Annotated in this window: 15 protein-coding genes; 8 read left to right on the top strand and 7 right to left on the bottom strand. The window is 69.7% G+C overall.

Going from position 1 to position 17,076, the window contains the following annotated elements:
- Positions 1-134 precede the first annotated feature (134 nt).
- Together DLJ53_RS30745 and ligA are read left to right on the top strand one after the other, a co-directional pair.
- A complete protein-coding gene (locus DLJ53_RS30745; RefSeq protein ID WP_111352151.1) occupies positions 135-875 on the top strand; it encodes a DNA helicase in 741 nt (246 codons plus the stop codon).
- A 152-nt stretch (positions 876-1,027) separates the two neighbouring features.
- Complete coding sequence (ligA, locus tag DLJ53_RS30740) at positions 1,028-3,202, top strand: NAD-dependent DNA ligase LigA (protein WP_111352202.1); 2,175 nt, start codon at positions 1,028-1,030, stop codon at positions 3,200-3,202.
- Between the two features lie 329 nt (positions 3,203-3,531).
- On the opposite strand, the gene DLJ53_RS30735 is transcribed toward ligA, so the two are convergent.
- From DLJ53_RS30735 to DLJ53_RS30715, 5 genes are all read right to left on the bottom strand, one after another.
- A complete protein-coding gene (locus DLJ53_RS30735) occupies positions 3,532-4,740 on the bottom strand; it encodes an ABC transporter substrate-binding protein (RefSeq protein WP_111352150.1) in 1,209 nt (402 codons plus the stop codon).
- 14 nt (positions 4,741-4,754) lie between these two features.
- Positions 4,755-5,819, bottom strand: a complete 1,065-nt coding sequence (locus DLJ53_RS30730; RefSeq protein ID WP_111352149.1) for a branched-chain amino acid ABC transporter permease — start codon at positions 5,817-5,819, stop codon at positions 4,755-4,757.
- Between the two features lie 3 nt (positions 5,820-5,822).
- Positions 5,823-6,734 carry a branched-chain amino acid ABC transporter permease gene (locus DLJ53_RS30725; protein ID WP_111352148.1) on the bottom strand — a complete coding sequence of 304 codons (912 nt, stop codon included), beginning with the start codon at positions 6,732-6,734 and terminating at the stop codon, positions 5,823-5,825.
- A gap of 132 nt (positions 6,735-6,866) precedes the next feature.
- A complete protein-coding gene (locus tag DLJ53_RS30720) occupies positions 6,867-7,577 on the bottom strand; it encodes an ABC transporter ATP-binding protein (protein WP_111352147.1) in 711 nt (236 codons plus the stop codon).
- Positions 7,574-8,365 carry an ABC transporter ATP-binding protein gene (locus DLJ53_RS30715; protein ID WP_111352146.1) on the bottom strand — a complete coding sequence of 264 codons (792 nt, stop codon included), beginning with the start codon at positions 8,363-8,365 and terminating at the stop codon, positions 7,574-7,576. The genes DLJ53_RS30720 and DLJ53_RS30715 overlap by 4 nt, the downstream gene beginning before the upstream one ends.
- A gap of 252 nt (positions 8,366-8,617) precedes the next feature.
- Between DLJ53_RS30715 and DLJ53_RS30710 the strand changes: the two genes are divergently transcribed.
- Complete coding sequence (locus tag DLJ53_RS30710; RefSeq protein ID WP_111352145.1) at positions 8,618-10,177, top strand: acyl-CoA synthetase; 1,560 nt, start codon at positions 8,618-8,620, stop codon at positions 10,175-10,177.
- A 126-nt stretch (positions 10,178-10,303) separates the two neighbouring features.
- Here the strand turns inward: DLJ53_RS30710 and DLJ53_RS30705 are convergent, their stop codons facing one another.
- Complete coding sequence (locus DLJ53_RS30705; protein WP_111352144.1) at positions 10,304-11,089, bottom strand: SDR family NAD(P)-dependent oxidoreductase; 786 nt, start codon at positions 11,087-11,089, stop codon at positions 10,304-10,306.
- A gap of 192 nt (positions 11,090-11,281) precedes the next feature.
- On the opposite strand from DLJ53_RS30705, the gene DLJ53_RS30695 reads away from it, so the two are divergent.
- Positions 11,282-12,103 (top strand): thioesterase family protein, encoded by an 822-nt coding sequence (locus tag DLJ53_RS30695; protein WP_162409718.1) that lies wholly within the window; start codon positions 11,282-11,284, stop codon positions 12,101-12,103.
- Between the two features lie 4 nt (positions 12,104-12,107).
- Here the strand turns inward: DLJ53_RS30695 and DLJ53_RS30690 are convergent, their stop codons facing one another.
- Entirely contained in the window at positions 12,108-12,785 is a 678-nt protein-coding gene (locus DLJ53_RS30690; protein ID WP_111352141.1) for an HAD-IA family hydrolase, read from the bottom strand.
- A 132-nt stretch (positions 12,786-12,917) separates the two neighbouring features.
- Here DLJ53_RS30690 and DLJ53_RS30685 point away from each other — a divergent pair, with 132 nt between their 5' ends.
- Genes DLJ53_RS30685 through DLJ53_RS30670 form a run of 4 tightly spaced genes read left to right on the top strand, consistent with a single transcriptional unit; the run spans position 12,918 to position 16,808 of the window.
- Positions 12,918-13,439 (top strand): DUF2059 domain-containing protein, encoded by a 522-nt coding sequence (locus DLJ53_RS30685; protein WP_111352140.1) that lies wholly within the window; start codon positions 12,918-12,920, stop codon positions 13,437-13,439.
- 4 nt (positions 13,440-13,443) lie between these two features.
- Complete coding sequence (gor, locus tag DLJ53_RS30680) at positions 13,444-14,826, top strand: glutathione-disulfide reductase (protein ID WP_111352139.1); 1,383 nt, start codon at positions 13,444-13,446, stop codon at positions 14,824-14,826.
- A complete protein-coding gene (locus DLJ53_RS30675) occupies positions 14,823-15,389 on the top strand; it encodes a gamma-glutamylcyclotransferase family protein (protein ID WP_111352138.1) in 567 nt (188 codons plus the stop codon). Before gor ends, DLJ53_RS30675 begins: the two co-directional genes overlap by 4 nt.
- Before the next feature lie 18 nt (positions 15,390-15,407).
- Complete coding sequence (locus tag DLJ53_RS30670) at positions 15,408-16,808, top strand: class II 3-deoxy-7-phosphoheptulonate synthase (protein ID WP_111352137.1); 1,401 nt, start codon at positions 15,408-15,410, stop codon at positions 16,806-16,808.
- Positions 16,809-17,076 lie beyond the last annotated feature (268 nt).

Genomic DNA, 17,076 nt, shown 5'->3' with positions numbered 1-17,076 from the left:
TCAGGCTCGGCCCGCGCCTCCCCCCTCCATCCGGGGAAGTATCCGACATACGGGGCAGACGGTCATCGAACCATCCGTTCGAGCGTTCGCATAAGGAGGGGTTGCGGGTTCCGCTCGGGTTGGAGGTTCGTTGCATGAAACTGTCCGTCCCCATCCATCGCCTGAAGCGCCGCGCCCGGCTGATGTCCCGCGACCGCAGGATCGCCCTCGCCAGGGCCCTCGACCTCGTCGCCCGCGACGAAGGCTTTGCCGCCTGGAGCGAGCTTGCCGCCAGGACCGCGCGATCCTCGCCGGCCGGCACGATCCTCGCCCGGCTGGAAGCGGGCGACCTGATGCTGCTCGGCGCCCGCCCGCGCCAGGGCAAGACCGTGCTCGGCCTCGAGATCCTGCGCGATGCGGTCCGGGAGGGGCGCCACGCGGTCTTCTTCACGCTGGAGCTCACCGAGAGGGAGACCCGCGACCATCTCCACGCGCTCGCTGACGGTGCGGGGGACGGCACAGGGGAGAGCGGCGGGGACGGCGGCGAGCGCGTGCGCGTCGTCGCGTCCGACGACATCAGCGCCGCCGTCATCATGCGTGAGCTGTCCGGCGCGCCGCGCGGCACCGTGGCCGTCGTCGACTACCTGCAGGCCCTCGACCAGCGGCGGAGCAATCCGGAACTCGGCGCCCAGGTCGAGGCACTCGATGCGTTCGCGCGCGCCGAGGGGGTGATCCTGGTGTTCCTGTCCCAGATCGACCGCTCGTACGATCCGGCGCTCAAGCCCTTGCCGGATCTCGGCGACATCCGCCTGCCCAACCGCCTCGACCCGGCGCGGTTCACCAAGACGTGCTTCCTCCATGCGGGCCGGGCGCTGTTCGAGGCCACCGCTCCGTAGCGACGGTCCGCGGCGGCGGCGGGCCGACCCGCCGCCAAGCTGTGCGCCGGTGGCCGCGGCGGCAGTCCGCGGCGAGACAACGCCGCCACCGCGCGTTACATCACATTGCGCGTTGGATCGGGACGGAGGCGAGGGTGGCGGACAAGGCCCTGATGGAACGGCACGCGGCGCTCGCCGCGGAGATCGCCGAGCACGACAAGCGCTACTTCCAGGACGACGCGCCCACCGTCTCGGACGCCGAATACGACGCGCTGCGGCGCGAGCTGGAAGACCTCGAGACGGAGCACCCGGAGCTTGCCGACGGCTCCACCGCCGGGATCGGTGCCGCCCCGTCCGGCGCCTTCGCGACGGTCGAGCATCCGGTCGACATGCTCTCCCTCAACAAGGCGCTGACCGACGAGGAGGTGTCCGAGTTCATCGTCCGCGTGCGCCGCTTCCTCAAGCTCCCCGCCGACGAGACGCCCGCCACCACCGCCGAACCGAAGATCGACGGCCTCTCCATCTCGCTGCGCTACGAGGCGCGTCGCCTCGTCGTCGCCGCCACCCGCGGCGACGGGCACACCGGCGAGAACGTCACCGCCAACGTCGCCCACGTCGCTGCGATCCCGCAGACGCTGCCGAAGGACGCGCCGGACATCTTCGAGATCCGCGGCGAGGTCTATATGACCCACGACGCGTTCGACGCCCTCAACGCCCGCCTCGCCGAGGACGGGAAGAACCCCGTCGCCAACCCGCGCAACGCCGCCGCCGGGTCGCTGCGTCAGGTGGACCCGGCCAAGACCGCCGACCGGCCGCTCGACTTCTTCGCCTATGGCTGGGGCGAGGTCTCCGCGCTTCCCGCTGACACCCAGCACGGCATGATCGAGGCGCTGAAGTCCTACGGGATGCCGGTGAACCCGCTCACGCGCATCTGCCACGGCCTCGACGAGATGCTGGCCGCCTACGCCGACGTCGCCGCCCTCCGGTCCGAGCTGCCCTATGACATCGACGGGATGGTCTACAAGCTCGACCGGCTGGACCTGCAGCGGCGCCTCGGCGAGCGGGAACGGCGCCCACGCTGGGCCGTCGCCCACAAGTTCCCCGCCGAGCGCGCCGTCACCACGCTGGAGGACATCGAGATCCAGGTCGGCCGCACCGGCGCGCTGACCCCCGTCGCGCGGCTCGCGCCGATCACCATCGGCGGCGTCGTCGTGCGCAACGCCACCCTCCACAACGCCGACGAGATCGCCCGGCTCGACGCCCGCATCGGCGACACGGTCGAGATCCAGCGCGCCGGCGACGTGATCCCCCAGGTGCTGCGCGTCCTGAAGGACAAGCGGCCCGAGGGGGCGGCGCCCTACGTGTTCCCCGACCATTGCCCGGTCTGCGGCTCGAAGGTCGAGCAGGAGACGAACCCCGGGACAAACCAGCCGGGCGTCGTGCGCCGCTGCACCGGCGGCCTCATCTGCCCCGCCCAGCAGTACGAACGCCTGCGCCACTTCGTGAGCCGCGCCGCGTTCGACATCGAGGGCCTCGGCGCCAAGCAGATCGCCGCCTTCCACTCCGAGGGGCTGATCGACACCCCCGCCGACATCTTCACGCTGGAGGCGCGCGACGCCGGGCGGCAAGAGGGCGAGCGGATCATCGACCGCGAGGGTTATGGCGAGACGAGCGTCCGGAACCTCTTCGACTCCATCGAGAGCCGGCGCACCATTCCGCTCCGCCGCATGATCTACGCCCTCGGCATCCGCCGCGTCGGCGAGGTCTCGGCCCGCGTCCTCGCCCGCCACTTCCAGTCCTGGGCAGCCTTCCGCGCCGCCATGGGCAGCCTCGCGATGGACGTCGACGCCCGCGCCGAGCGCCGGCGGATCCTGCGCGCGGCCGGCAAGCGCAAGCGCAGCGCCGACGCGGCGGCCGAGGTGCTGGCCCTGCCGGACGTGTCGAAGGAGGCCCTCGCCGCGGACGAGCTGCGCGACGAGCTGACCGTGATCGACGGGATCGGCGAGGTGGTCGTCGACGCCCTCGAGGCGTTCTTCGAGGAACCCCGCAACGTCGCCGCCGTCGACGACCTGGCGGCCCAGCTCACCATCGAGGACGACGTCGCGAAGGCCGTGGACTCGCCGATCGCCGGCAAGTCCATCGTCTTCACCGGATCGCTCGAGCAGATGACCCGCGACGAGGCCAAGGCCCGCGCCGAGGCGCTCGGGGCCCGGGTCGTCGGCTCGATCTCGAAGAAGACCGACATCGTGGTCGCGGGGCCCGGCGCCGGGTCGAAGCTCACCAAGGCGCAGGACCTCGGCCTCACTGTCTGGGACGAGGCGGCGTGGATGGACGTCGCCGAGGGGTAGGCCGGCGGCGCTGGGAGAGCGACGGCGCGGGCGCCCGGACGAGCGGGCACGGCGGTGCGAGGGCGTTCCCCCTCGCGCTCCCCCGCCTCGCCGGCGGGCAGCCGTTCGGATCAGACAGCCGCGAAGGGGCGGCTGACTGACCCGAATGGCTGGTCCGAGGCTGGGACGGCCCGGCACCGCGTCAAGACGCCGTCCTCGCCATGCTCGCGCGGGGCGCTGCGCGTGGCTCCGGGCGGCATCTTGACCCGGCACCGGCCCGTCGCGTCGCCGGTGCGGACGATGGCGGCGGGGACGGCGTGTGCCGGGTCCCGGGTCCGGGTGGCGCGGGGTCAGGAGCCCTGCGCGGCGCCGGAAAGGACGTCGCCGAAGGCCACCCACGAGTTGCCGTCGAACCGCGTCAGCCACATGCTCTGGATCGGGTAGAAATCCGTCTCGCTCGTCTTGATCGTGACGCCGGGGCGGAGCGTGCCGAGCTTGAAGTCGAGGTTCGCCGCCGCGCTCATGATCGCCTCGCGCGAGAGGTCGTCGCCGAGCTGGTTGAAGAGGTGCTCCAGCGTGAGGCCGTGGCCGTACCCGAACACGGTGAAGGAGGAGGCGCGGTCGGCGTCCGGGTAGTACTGGTCGAGGAAGGCGTGCATCGCCAGCATCGTCTCGTCGTCCTTCATCGCCGGATCGGTGGGATCCTTCGCGTAGGAGGCCGAGACGATGTCCTTCGAGTTGTCGAGGCCCGCCGGCTTCAGCACGGCGCCGACCGACTGCGAGACGTTGTTGAGGAGGTGCAGCGGCTTCCAGCCGAGCTCGGCCACCTTGCGGATCGCCTGCGCCGCGAACTTCGGTGTCGTGATGTTGAGGAAGATGTCCGCCCCGGCCGACTTCAGCTTGATGATCTGGCTGTCGACCGTCGGGTCGGAGACCTCGTAGGGCTCCTCGGCGACGATCATCGAGACCTTGTCGCCGAGGGCCTCCTTGAAGCCGTTGACGTAGTCCTTCCCGTAGTCGTCGTTCTGGTAGAGGATGCCGACCTTGCCGCCCGGCGCCTCGCTGAGCACGTACCGGCCGTAGATGCGGCCCTCCGAGACGTAGTCCGGCTGCCAGCCCATCGTCCACGGGTGCGTCTCCGGGTGGCCCCACTTCGAGGCGCCGGAGGAGACGAAGAGGAGCGGGATCTCCATCGCGTTGGTGTAGTCGTTGATCGCCGAGACCGTCGGGGTGCCGAGGCTCGACATCAGGAAGTGGACCTCGTCCGACTCCACCAGGCGCTGGGTCTGCTCGAAGGTCTTCGGCGGGCTGTAGCCGTCGTCGTAGGAGACCCACTCGAACTTGACGCCCTTCACCCCGCCGTCGGCGTTCAGCTTCTCGATGTAGTGGCCGATGGTCATGCCGATCTGCCCGTATGCGGAGGCCGGTCCCGAATACGGCATCGTGTTGCCGATCTTGATCGTCTGCCCCTTGGCGATGGCCGGCAGCGGCAGCATCGAGGACGCAGCGATTGCGGCACCGCCCTTGAGCACGCCGCGACGAGTGGGGGTCAGGATCATCGTTCGCTCCCTAGTCAGTGCCCGCTCGCGGGGCCTTTGTCGTTGAGGTGCCTGAGCCGCCGCAGCGAGGAGCGGACGAGACCGCCGATCCCCTGCGGGGCGAGGTAGATGAGAAGGATGAGGATCAGCCCGTAGACGGCGCCGGCGAGGCCCTTGGTGGCGACCTCCTGGGCGACGTTGGGCGCGTAGACCACGAAGAGCCCGCCGAAGATCGCCCCCGGCAGCCAGCCGACGCCGCCCACCACCATGCCGACGAAGAGCGCGATGGAGAGCGTGAAGGTGAAGCTGTCGGGCGCCACGAACGGCAGGTAGATGGCGGTGAGGCTCCCCGCGAGCCCGGCGATCATCGCCGAGATCCCGAAGCAGGTCGCCTTGTACCTGGAGACGTCGACGCCCATCGACCGCGCCGCGATCGGGTTGTCGCGGATCGCCATGAAGGCGCGTCCGGTGCGGCTCGTCACGAGGTTGTGCGCGAACCAGTAGACGAGGACGCACACGAGGAGCACGAAGAAGTACATGTACTGGTTGGCGCTGAGCGGCAGGCCGAGCGGCACCTTCGGCTTCATCGCGTAGTACTGCAGGCCCTGCACGCCGCCGGTCCACGCCTCGAGGGGCGAGAGCTTCAGGATCTGCGGGGTCGCGACGGCGAGCGCGAAGGTGGCGAGCGCCAGGTAGATGTTCTCCAGCCGAAGCGCCGGCAGCCCGAAGGCGACGCCGATGGCGAACGTCACCACCGCCGCCACCGGCAGCGTCAGCGGGTAGGGGACGCCGAAGTGGACCATGAGGATGGCGGTGGTGTAGGCGCCGATGGCGAAGAAGGCGCCGTGGCCGAGCGAGAACTGCCCGTTGATCCCGGTGAGGAGGTTGAGGCCGAGGATCGCCAGCGAATAGATCAGCACCTTCGTCAGCGTCGAGACGCCGAAGTTCGAGAGCAGGAACGGCAGGGCGACGAAGACCGCGAGGACGACGAGGGTCGCCGCCATCCCGCCGAGGCTGCGCCGGCGTGCCCTGGCACGGCGCGTGGCGGACGTGGAGGCGGCCGCGGTCTCGGGTGTGAGGCGGGACGTGGTCTGGTCCATCGCTCAGACCCTCTGCACGAGGCGCTGGCCGAAGAGGCCGGTCGGCTTGACGACGAGAACCACCACGATGAGCGCCAGCGCGATGGGCAGCTTAAGCTCCGCGCCGACGACGGGGATGTACGTCCCCGCGAGGTTCTCGACGATGCCGACGAGGAAGCCGCCCAGCACCGCCCCGCCCGGCGAGGTGAGCCCGCCGAGCACCGCCCCGGCGAAGCCGTAGAGCAGGATGGAGAGCATCATGTTCGGCTCCAGGAACACCTTGTGGGCGATGAGCATCCCGGCGATCGCGCCGACGCCGGACGCCATCCCCCAGCCGAGCGCCGTCATCATGCCGACGCGGATGCCGACGAGCCGTGCCGATACCGGGTTCGCCGCCGAGGCGCGCATGGCGAGCCCCGCCCGCGTGAACTGGAAGAAGAGCGCCAGTGCGAGCAGGACGACGAGTGTCACGGCGACCATCCCCGCGTCGTGGCGCGAGACGAGGCCGCCCTCGGTCAGCGGCCCGTTGCCGAACGGGGTCGGGAACGGCTTGATGGTGTGCTGCCAGATCTCGCCGGCGAGCGAATTGAAGATGAGGAACAGCGCCACGAACACCGCGACGTGGGAGAGGACGGGGGCGTTTCGGATCGGCGCGAAGACCGTGCGCTCGACGAGGAAGCCGCCGGCGATGGAGATCGCGACCGTCAGCACGAAGGCGAGGATGTAGAGCGGCAGGCTGAGGAGCGTGCCGCCGGATTCGGCGCCGAACCACTGCATCAGCTGCCAGGCGATGTAGGTGGAGAACATCGCCATCTCCCCCTGACCGAAGTTCAGGTGGTGGATCGCCTGATAGATCATCACCACCGCAAGCGCGACGCAGGCGTAGATCGCGCCCGTGGCGATCCCGGCGAGGACTTGGGCAACGAAGAGGTCCATCAGGTCTCCCGATCCTTGTCGTGCGGCCGGCGCGGCGGCGTGCGGCGGGGCCGGCACTGCCGCGTGTGGCGCCGGGCGCGGGGGGCGTGCCGCGCCTTGGGCCGCCGGCCCCTCGGGCAGGCCCGGGGAGGGTTAGAACCCGAGGTAGGCACGGCGGATCCCCTCGTCCTGGCGGATGGTCTCGGCGGGACCGGACATCACTACGCGGCCGGTCTCGAAGAGGTAGGCCTCGTCGGCGATGTCGAGCGCGAGGTTCGCGTTCTGCTCGACCACCAGCATGGAGACGTTCTCCTCCCGCTTGACCGTGGCGAGGATGGCGAAGAGCTCCTGCGTGATGAGCGGGGCGAGGCCGAAGGACGGCTCGTCGAGCAGCATCAGGCGGGGGCGAAGCATCAGCGCGCGGCCGATCGCCAGCATCTGCTGCTCGCCGCCGGAGAGCGAACCCGCCTGCTGCGCCCGCCGCTCCCTGAGGCGGGGGAAGTAGGCGTAGATGCGCTCGATGTCGGCCGCGATCCCCGGCGCCGGGCGGGTCATAGCGCCGAGCTGGAGGTTCTCCTCGACCGAGAGCGTGGTGAACGTGCCGCGCCCCTCGGGGACGTGGGCGATGCGCAGCCGCACGACGTCCTCGGTCGCCTTGCGGGTGATCGACGCGCCGTCGAACAGGATGTCGCCGCGGGTCTTCACCATGCGGCAGATGGCGCGCAGCGTCGTCGTCTTGCCCGCGCCGTTGGCGCCGAGGAGCGCGGTCACGCCGCCCTCCTTCACCTCGAAGTCGATGCCGTGGAGCGCCTTCACCGGCCCGTACGTGGCCTCGAGCCCGGTGACGGAGAGGAGGGCGGTCATGCCGCGTGACCGAGGTAGGCCTCGATCACGGCCGGGTTCTGCTGCACCGCGTCCGGCGCGCCCTCGGCGATCTTGCGGCCGAAGTTCAGCACCACCACCGTGTCCGACACCGACATGACGAGCCCCATGTGATGCTCCACCAGGAGCACTGTGATGCCGAGGTCGTCGCGGATCTGGCGGATGAGGGAGGCGAGCTCCCCGATCTCGTCGTGGTTCAGCCCCGCCGCGGGCTCGTCCAGCAGCAGCAGGGTCGGCCTGGCGGCGAGCGCGCGCGCCAGCTCCACACGCTTCTGGACGCCGAACGGGAGGCCGGCGATCGGAAGGTCGGCGACGCTCCCCAGCGAGAGAATGTCGACGATGTCGCTGGCGGCCTCGAACACGGCGTCCTCGTTGCGCCGGCAGCGGGGGAGGCGCAGCCCGTCGCTCAGCGGATCGGAGACGCCGCGCGAGTGGGCGCCGATGCGGATGTTGTCGAACACCGAGAGGGTGGAGAAGGCCGCGACGTTCTGGAACGTGCGGCCCATGCCGAAGCGGGCGATGCGGTGCGCCGGATGGGCCAGAATGTCGATCCCCTCGAAGGTGATCGAACCTGACTTCGGGGTGTAGAGGCGCGAGAGGCAGTTGAAGAGGGTGGTCTTGCCCGCCCCGTTCGGGCCGATCAGGCCGAGGACTTCGCCGCGCTTCAGGTCGAAGCTGACGCCGTCGAGCGCGACGACGCCGCCGAAGCGGACGGTCACGCCGTCGACACGCAGGATCGGGTCGCCGTCAGCGGGCGCTCGGTCCCCCATACTCCCTGGCCCCCAAGTCCCTCGCGGAACGTCCTGGCTCTTTGCGAGCCTATCTCTTGTCGGCCGATCCCTTTGGAACCGGCCCCTTAGGGCAGACATAACCACACGCTCCGGTAAGCCTGTCAATATGCGGAACGTGGGTTCGCAAAAAAAATTCATTATGCGTTTAATTTAATATCGGGCCGATTGGCGCGGTCGGGAAGTTGAGTTAATTTTCTGATTAAAATCATGATGCCGAGGGGAGGGGTGGCCTTGAAACACCCGTCGTTTCACGCCCGCACCACGCCGGACAAGGTCGCCTATCTGATGGCGGGGTCGGGTGCGAGCCTGACCTACAAGCAACTGGAATCACGGTCGAATCAGGGCGCTCACCTGTTGCGGCGGATGGGCGTTGGCGCCGGCGGGAACATCGCCATCCTGATGGAGAACAGGCTCGAGTTCTTCGAGGTGATGTGGGCGGCGCACCGCTCAGGTGTCCTCTACACCGCCGTCAGCCGTCACCTCGGCGCCGACGAGGCCGGCTATATCGTCAACGACTGCGGGGCGAAAATCCTCTTTCTGTCCGAGGCGTACGCGAACCTGGTCCCGAGTCTCAGAGAGCGCCTGCAGCCCGAAGTTGCGATCGTCATCGCCGGAGCGCACGACCCGTCGGGAGCCCCGACCTGGCGCGAGCTCTGCGACCGCGAGCCGGAGACGCCGATCGCGGACGAGTGCTGCGGGGCGGACCTCCTCTATTCGTCCGGCACGACCGGGCGCCCCAAGGGGATCGTCCTCGAGCACGAGCCCGGACCGATCGACACGGTGAACCCGCTGCTGACGCTGCTGTGCGAGACGATGGGCGGGATGACGGCCGCGTCGGTCTACCTCTCGCCCGCCCCGCTCTACCATGCCGCGCCGCTCCGCTTCACGCGGACCGCCGCCAACATCGGCGCCACCACCATCGTGATGGAGAAGTTCGACCCGGAAGCGTTCCTTCGCCTCGTCGAGGAGCACCGCGTGACGCACACGCAGCTCGTCCCGACCATGTTCGTCCGGCTCCTCAAGCTGCCCGAGGAGGTGCGCGCGGCGGCGGACGTGTCCAGTCTGCGCTGCGCGATCCACGCGGCGGCGCCCTGCCCGGTGGAGATCAAGGAGCGAATGATCGCCTGGTGGGGGCCGGTCATCCTCGAGTACTACGCCGGGACCGAGGGGAACGGCGTCACCGTGGTGGACAGCGAGGCGTGGCTGAAGCACCCCGGTACCGTCGGGCGCAGCCTGATCGGCAGCATCGTCATCGCCGACGGGGACGGGCACGAGCTCCCTCCGGGGCAGATCGGCCGGGTCTACTTCGACTCCGGCCGCGACTTCGTCTACCGGGGCGACGCCGACAAGACGGAGGCGGCCTTCCTGCGGCCGGGCTGCGGCACCCTGGGCGACATCGGCAGTGTCGACGAGGAGGGCTACCTCTACCTGTCGGACCGGGCCGACTACATGATCATCTCCGGCGGCGTGAACATCTATCCGCAGGAGACCGAGGACATCCTCATCTGCCATCCGGCGGTGGCGGATGCCGCGGTCTTCGGCGTGCCCAACGAGGACCTAGGCGAGGCGGTGAAAGCGGTGGTGCAGCTCCAGGACGGCGCCCACCCGGGGCCGGACATGGAAGCCGAGCTGATCGCCTACGTGCGCAGCCGCATCTCCTCCCTCAAGGCGCCGCGCTCGATCGACTTCCGCGACCAGCTCCCCCGCACGCCGACCGGCAAGCTGATGAAGCGCATCCTCAAGGAGGAGTACAAGGCGGCGGCACGCGCCCCCTCCGGCGCGCTCGCCTGACCGGGACGGTTCGCGGTCTCGGCGCGGCGGGCGGGTCTCCCCCAAGCGGTCGACGTTCCGCCGGTGCCGTCGCGGGGCCGGCCGCTTCGCCCACGCCCGGCCGGGGACGGGCAGGCCGCGCCGGTCCTAGCGGGGCGACATGCGGATCGCGCCGTCGAGACGGACGTCCTCGCCGTTGAAGTAGCTGCACTCGATCATCGTCAGGGCGAGCTGGGCGTATTCGTCCGGGTCGCCGAGCCGCTGCGGGAAGGGGACCGACGCGGAGAGCGCCGTCCGCACCTTCTCCGGCGCGGAGGCGAGGAGCGGCGTGTCGAAGATGCCGGGAAGGATCGTGTTGACGCGGATCCCCGCGTTGGAGAGGTCGCGCGCGATCGGAAGCGTCATCCCGACGATGCCGGCCTTCGATGCCGTATAGGCGACCTGGCCGATTTGTCCGTCCTCGGCGGCCACCGACGCGGTGTTGACGATCGCGCCGCGCTCCCCGTGCTCGAGCGGGTCCAGCGTGAGCATGCCCTCCGCGGCGAGCGCGATGCAGCGGAAGGTGCCGACGAGGTTCACCGCGATGACCTTCTCGAACCGGTCGGTGGGAAAGCGCGTCGGCTTCCCGCTCTCGCGGTCGATGCTGGCGGTGCGCTGCGCCCCGCTGCCGATCCCGGCGCAGTTGATGAGGATGCGCTCCTGCCCGTGGGCGGACCGCGCCGCCTCGAACCCGGCGATGGCGCTCGCCTCGTCGGCGACGTCGACCTTGGCGAAGGTGCCGCCGATCTCGGCGGCCAGCGCCTCGCCCCTGGCGGCATTGAGGTCGAAGAGCGTCACCTTGGCGCCCCGGACCGCGAGGGCGCGAGCCGTCGCGGCGCCGAGCCCCGACGCCCCGCCCGTGATGATGGCCGCCACCGACCCGTCGATCTTCATGTTGGGGTCCTCCGATGATTGTCGCTGCCCCGGAGTACCGCATTTCCGCCCGCAAGTTAATCAATTAATTAAGATCTGGGCCGTGTCCGGAAGCCCAGCGAGGGTCGACGAACGGCGCCGCGGTCCATATGCCTCGGGGGCCGGAAATGTGGCGCGCTCCGCGCAGCCCCCCAGAAAAGGACCGTTCGATAGATGGCGCTCGTCAGCACGCACGTTGGATACGTCGAGAAGTGGGAATGCGACACGAACGACCACCTGAACGTCCGCTACTACGCAAAGCGCTTCGACGAGGCGCTGGAGATGCTGGCGGCGCTGACCGGCCATCCTTCGGTCACCGTCAAGAGCCGCCACGTCCGCTTCCACCGCGAGCTGCGGGCCGACGCCATGACGCGGGTGCGGTCCGGCCGCGTGATCGGCGGTCCGGCGAACGGGCGGATCGTCCACCTCCTGGAGAACCCCGAGACCGGTGAAACCGCCGCGACCGCGCTCGACCAGGTGGACGGCCTCGCCGGAATCGGCGGCGTCCCGGCGGAGGAGGTGGCCGCGGCGATGCCGCGCAGCGTGCCGCTGGAGCCGGCCGAGCCCGCCGACGCGGTCGCCAGGCTGGAGCGGGGCGCGGCGACGCTCTCCAATATCCGCGTGGCGGACCCGCGTTCGTTCGACGCCGTGGGTCGCTACCGGTCGTTCGAGTTCATCAGCGGGTTCAGCGACGCCGGTGCCCACGTCTGGGCCTTCGCCGGGATGGGCAGCGCCTTCATGGCCGAGCGCAACTGGGGCCGCATCGCGGTGGAGAGCAAGCTGACCGTGTTCGGGACGGTCGAGCCGGGTGCGGTTCTGCGGCAGATCTCCTGGATCCCCGACGTCGCGCCGAAGTCGATGGCGCTCCTGCACCAGGTGGACGACGTGCGCACCGGCAAGGTCATCGCCCGCGGCGACGTTCGGGTGATGATCCTCGACTTCGCGACGCGCCGCTCCGTGCCGATCCCCGACGTCCTGCAGTCGCTCCCGGCCTGAGGCGTCAGCCCGCCGGGGCGCGCATGAGGCCGAGGATCGCGGCGCCGACGTCCTCCTCCCGCTGCATCAGCCGGTCGGGGCCGAGCTCGGCCATCGGGACGTTGGAGTAGCCGTAGGCGAGGCCGACGAACGGGACCCCGGCCGCGCGCGCCGTCTTGTAGTCGACGTCGCTGTCGCCCACGAAGACGGTCCGCTCGATCGTGCCGCCGGCTGCCTCGACGGTCGACGTCAGGTGGCCCGGATGCGGCTTGGAGACCGAGAAGGTGTCGATGCCGGCGATGAAGCGGAAGCGGGGCGCGAGCTCGAGCGCGCCGAGGAGGGTCTTCGCCATCTGCTCCCGCTTGTTGGTGCACACGGCGAGGCCGACGCCGGCGGCGTCCAGCGTGTCGAGGGCGGCGAGGAGTTCCGGGAAGGGGCGGCTCAGCTCGGCGATGCGCTCGGCGTAGTGGCCGAGGAAATCCTCGTAGGCCGAATCGAGGTCCGGATCGCTCATGGTGATCCCGGCATCATGCAGCGCGGCGGCGATCATCGCGCGGGCGCCCATGCTGATGTGCGGGCGCAGAATGTCGCCCGCGATGGCCGGAACGCCGCGCCGGCCCAGCACGACATTGCAGGTGTCGATGAGGTCGGGAGCTGTGTCCACCAGCGTCCCGTCGAGGTCGAAAACCGCCAATCCGTTCACGTCACGTCTCCGCTTTCGTGACGGGATAACCGTGGCGCACCGTCACGCCAAGAGCATGGATGGCTTGCAAGTTGGGCTGCGACTTGCTTCAAGCGCCCGGTAAATCGCCAGTAGACCGTTAGGGGTCCCACGATGCGTGCTCTTGCACTTGCTGCCGCCATTGGTCTTTCCCTCGCCATTGCGCCGGCCTACGCGCAGAATGCCACGGCCCCCGCGGCCGGCGGAGAGAACGTCAACGTCACGCCGGAGCAGTTGGCGCTCGCGCAGGACGTCGTCGACCTGACCGAATCGGCCCAGTCCTTCGACGATATCCTGCCGCGGATCGCCGCCCAGGTTCAGAACGTCTTCACCCGCAACAACCCGAGCATCGCGCGCGAGGTGGAGGACGTCGTCCTGCAGGTCGCCCTCGAGTTCGCCCCGCGCCGCGTCGACCTCGCCAAGACGATCCAGCAGGTCTGGGCCCGCCGCTTCACGACCGAGGAGCTTCAGGAGATGAAGGCGTTCTTCGAGAGCGACACCGGCCGCAAGTTCGTCGAGCTGACGCCCAGCATCACCGCGCTCAGCGTCGGCGCCGCGCGCCAGTGGGAGCAGGAGCTGTCCGAGCAGATGCTGGAAGAGGCCCGCAAGCGCCTCGTCGCGGCGGGCGCGCTTTAAGGCCGTGCCCGAGTTCGACTACGATCTCTTCGTCATCGGCGCGGGCTCCGGCGGGGTCCGCGCGGCGCGCATCGCCGCGCAGTACGGCGCCAAGGTCGCCGTTGCGGAAGAGCATCGCGTCGGCGGAACCTGCGTCATCCGCGGCTGCGTGCCGAAGAAGCTGATGGTCTACGCGAGCGCCTTCTCCGAGGCGTTCGAGGACGCGAAGGGCTACGGCTGGACCGTGCCCGAGGCGACGTTCGACTGGACGACCCTCATCGCGCACAAGGATGCCGAGATCGACCGGCTGAACGCGATCTACATCCGCAACCTGACCGCCTCCGGCGCCGAGCTGTTCCAGAGCCGCGCCGTCGTGGAAGGGCCGCACCAGGTGCGCATCTGCGCCGAGGACCGCGTCGTCACGGCGCGGATCATCCTCGTCGCCACGGGCGGGACGCCCTGGCTCGACATGAGCCTGTCGGGCATCGAGCACGTCATCACCTCGAACGAGGTGTTCTACCTGAAGAAGATGCCGCGCCGCGTGGTGATCGCCGGCGGCGGCTACATCGCGGTCGAGTTCGCGGGGATCTTCAACGGCCTCGGCGCGGATACGACGCTCGTCTACCGCGGGCCGGAAATCCTGCGCGGGTTCGACGACGAGGTCCGAGCCTGCGTGCGTTCCGAGATGGAGAAGCGCGGCGTCAGGTTCGAGTTCGACGCGATCTTCACCAAGCTCACGAAGGACGCGGACGGGATCACGGCGGACCTGTCGACCGGCAAGTCCCTCGTGGCGGACGAGATCCTCTTTGCCACCGGCCGCCGCCCGGCGACCGAGGGGCTGGGGCTCGAGAACGCCGGCGTCGAGCTAGACGCCGTCGGCGCCGTGAAGGTCAATTACGAGAGCCGCTCCTCGGTGCCGTCGATCTACGCGATCGGCGACGTCACGAACCGCGTGAACCTCACGCCGGTGGCGATCCGCGAGGGGCATGCCTTCGCCGACACCGTGTTCGGCAACACGCCCCGGCACGTCGACCACACCCTGATCCCGACGGCGGTCTTCTCGCAGCCGGAGATCGGCACCGTCGGCCTGACCGAGGCGGAGGCGGCCGAGGCGTTCGACGCGGTCGACGTCTACCGCGCCTCCTTCCGGCCCATGCTCGCCACCCTCTCGGGCCGTGACGAGCGGATGCTGATGAAGGTGCTGGTCGATGCGGAGACCGACAAGGTGCTCGGCGTCCACGTCGTCGGCCATGGGGCGGGCGAGATGGCGCAGCTCCTCGGCATCGCCGTGAAGATGGGCGCCACCAAGGCCGACTTCGACGCGACCGTCGCGGTGCACCCGACCGCCGCCGAGGAGCTGGTGACGATGCGCACCCCGTCTGCGCAGCTGAGGCGGAAGGCAGCGTGACGTTTTCGGTCTTCGGCTACGGCTCGCTGGTCAACCGCAACACGCTTCCGCCGCACGTCTCGGCGGAGCCGGTCAGCCTGAAGGGGTGGCGCCGGGCGTGGCGGGCCAGCAGCGTCGCCCATGCGGGCGGCGTCTGCGCGCTCTCGGTGGTACCGGGCGACGACACGATCGAGGGCCTTCTCGTCACTTTCGACGACGACTACCGCCCGGTGATCGACGCGCGCGAATATCGCTACGACGCCCTCGCGGCCGAGGCGCTGGGCGCCGGTGCGCTGATCTTTCGCGCCAACGCGGAGGCGGACCGGTTCGGCGATGCCGGCAACCCGGTCCACCTGTCCTACGTCGACGTGGTCATCCAGGGTTTCCTGAGGGAATTCGGCGAGGCCGGGGTGGAGCGCTTCATGGCCACCACCGACGGGTGGCATGTCCCGATTTTAGACGATCGTGCGGCACCCCGTTACCCACGTGCACAACAGTTGACCGAAAACGAGCGCGACTTGAGCGATCGGATGCTAAGAATGGTTGACGCCACGTTCATGTCGACGGATGAAGCGCTTCCCTGAACGTGTTGGGTAAGCGCCATGAAAAACGAGACACCGCTTCGCCACAGCGCGCCAGGCTGGAGTCCGTCCAGCTGGCGTTCCAAACCGGTCAAGCAGATCCCTGACTATCCCGATGCCGCGGCTCTGGAAGCCGTGGAGACACGCCTTGCGTCCTGGCCGCCGCTCGTTTTTGCAGGTGAGGCACGCGCGCTCAAGGCCGAGCTTGCCGAGATCTCCGAGGGTCGTGGTTTCCTGCTCCAGGGCGGTGACTGCGCCGAGGCGTTCGCCGAGCATCACCCGGACGGCATCCGCGATTTCTTCCGCGTCTTCCTGCAGATGGCCGTCGTCCTGACCTACGGGTCGGCGTCGTCGGTGACCAAGGTCGGCCGCATCGCAGGGCAGTTCGCCAAGCCGCGGTCGTCGCCGATGGAGAAGCGCGACGGGCTGGAGCTGCCGTCCTACAAGGGCGACATCGTCAACGACATCGCCTTCACGCCGGAGGGGCGCACCCCGGATCCGCAGCGGATGGAGATGGCCTACCGGCAGTCCGCCGCGACGCTCAACCTCCTGCGTGCCTTCGCCCAGGGCGGCTACGCGAACCTCGACAACGTCCACTCCTGGATGCTGGGCTTCGTGGAGGACTCGCCTCAGGGCCATCGCTATCGTGCCTTGGCCGATCGGATCACCGAGGCGCTCGAGTTCATGCGCGCCTGCGGCGTCTCCGCCGAGTCGACGCCGCAGCTTCAGTCGACCGAGCTCTACACCTCCCACGAGGCTCTGCTGCTGGGCTATGAGCAGGCGTTCACCCGCGTCGACTCGCTGACCGGCGATTATTACTCGACCTCCGGCCACATGATCTGGATCGGCGATCGCACCCGCCAGCCGGACCATGCGCACGTCGAGTACTGCCGTGGCGTCAACAACCCGCTGGGCCTCAAGTGCGGCCCGTCGTTGTCGCCGGACGGCCTGCTGGAGCTGCTCGACATCCTCAACCCGCACAACGAGGCGGGCCGGATGACGCTGATCTGCCGCTTCGGCGCGGACAAGGTGCTCGACCACCTGCCGGCGCTGATCCGCGCGGTGGAGCGCGAGGGCAAGAAGGTGGTTTGGTCGTGCGACCCGATGCACGGCAACACCATCTCGGCGGCCGGCTTCAAGACCCGTCCGTTCGACCGGATCCTGAAGGAGGTGCAGTCCTTCTTCGCAGTGCACCGGGCGGAAGGCACGCACGCCGGCGGCATCCACATCGAGATGACCGGCACCAACGTCACCGAGTGCACCGGCGGCGCCCGCGCGGTGACGGAGGAGACGCTTTCGGACCGCTATCACACGCACTGCGACCCGCGCCTCAACGCGGAGCAGGCGATCGAGCTGGCGTTCCTGATGGCCGAGAACCTCCAGGCCGAGAAGCGCGACCGCACCGCCCGCAAGGCGGCGTAAAGGCGGGAAACGGCGGCGGGGCTCCGGCTCCGCCCCTTCGTTCTGGCGGCCGGCCCGCGCGGGCCGACGCGCTGCGTGAACAGTCACAGCGAAGGCGGCGAACGCGCGTCCCCGCTGCCGGGCTGTCGCCGGATGGCCGCGCGTGCCCTGCGGACCGTCGCCGTCTCGCCGGTCCCCTCGCGCGGCGCCGGTCGGTCCGCGAGGTGTCGTCGCAGGCGCGGCCAGGGGGCATGCCGGTGGTCGCGGCGCGCCGCCGCCTTTCGTCCGG

This window comes from Acuticoccus sediminis, assembly GCF_003258595.1.
Classification (GTDB): domain Bacteria; phylum Pseudomonadota; class Alphaproteobacteria; order Rhizobiales; family Amorphaceae; genus Acuticoccus; species Acuticoccus sediminis.
The sequence above is the reverse complement of the archived record's forward strand: the minus strand, read 5'-3'. Positions and strand labels throughout refer to the sequence as shown.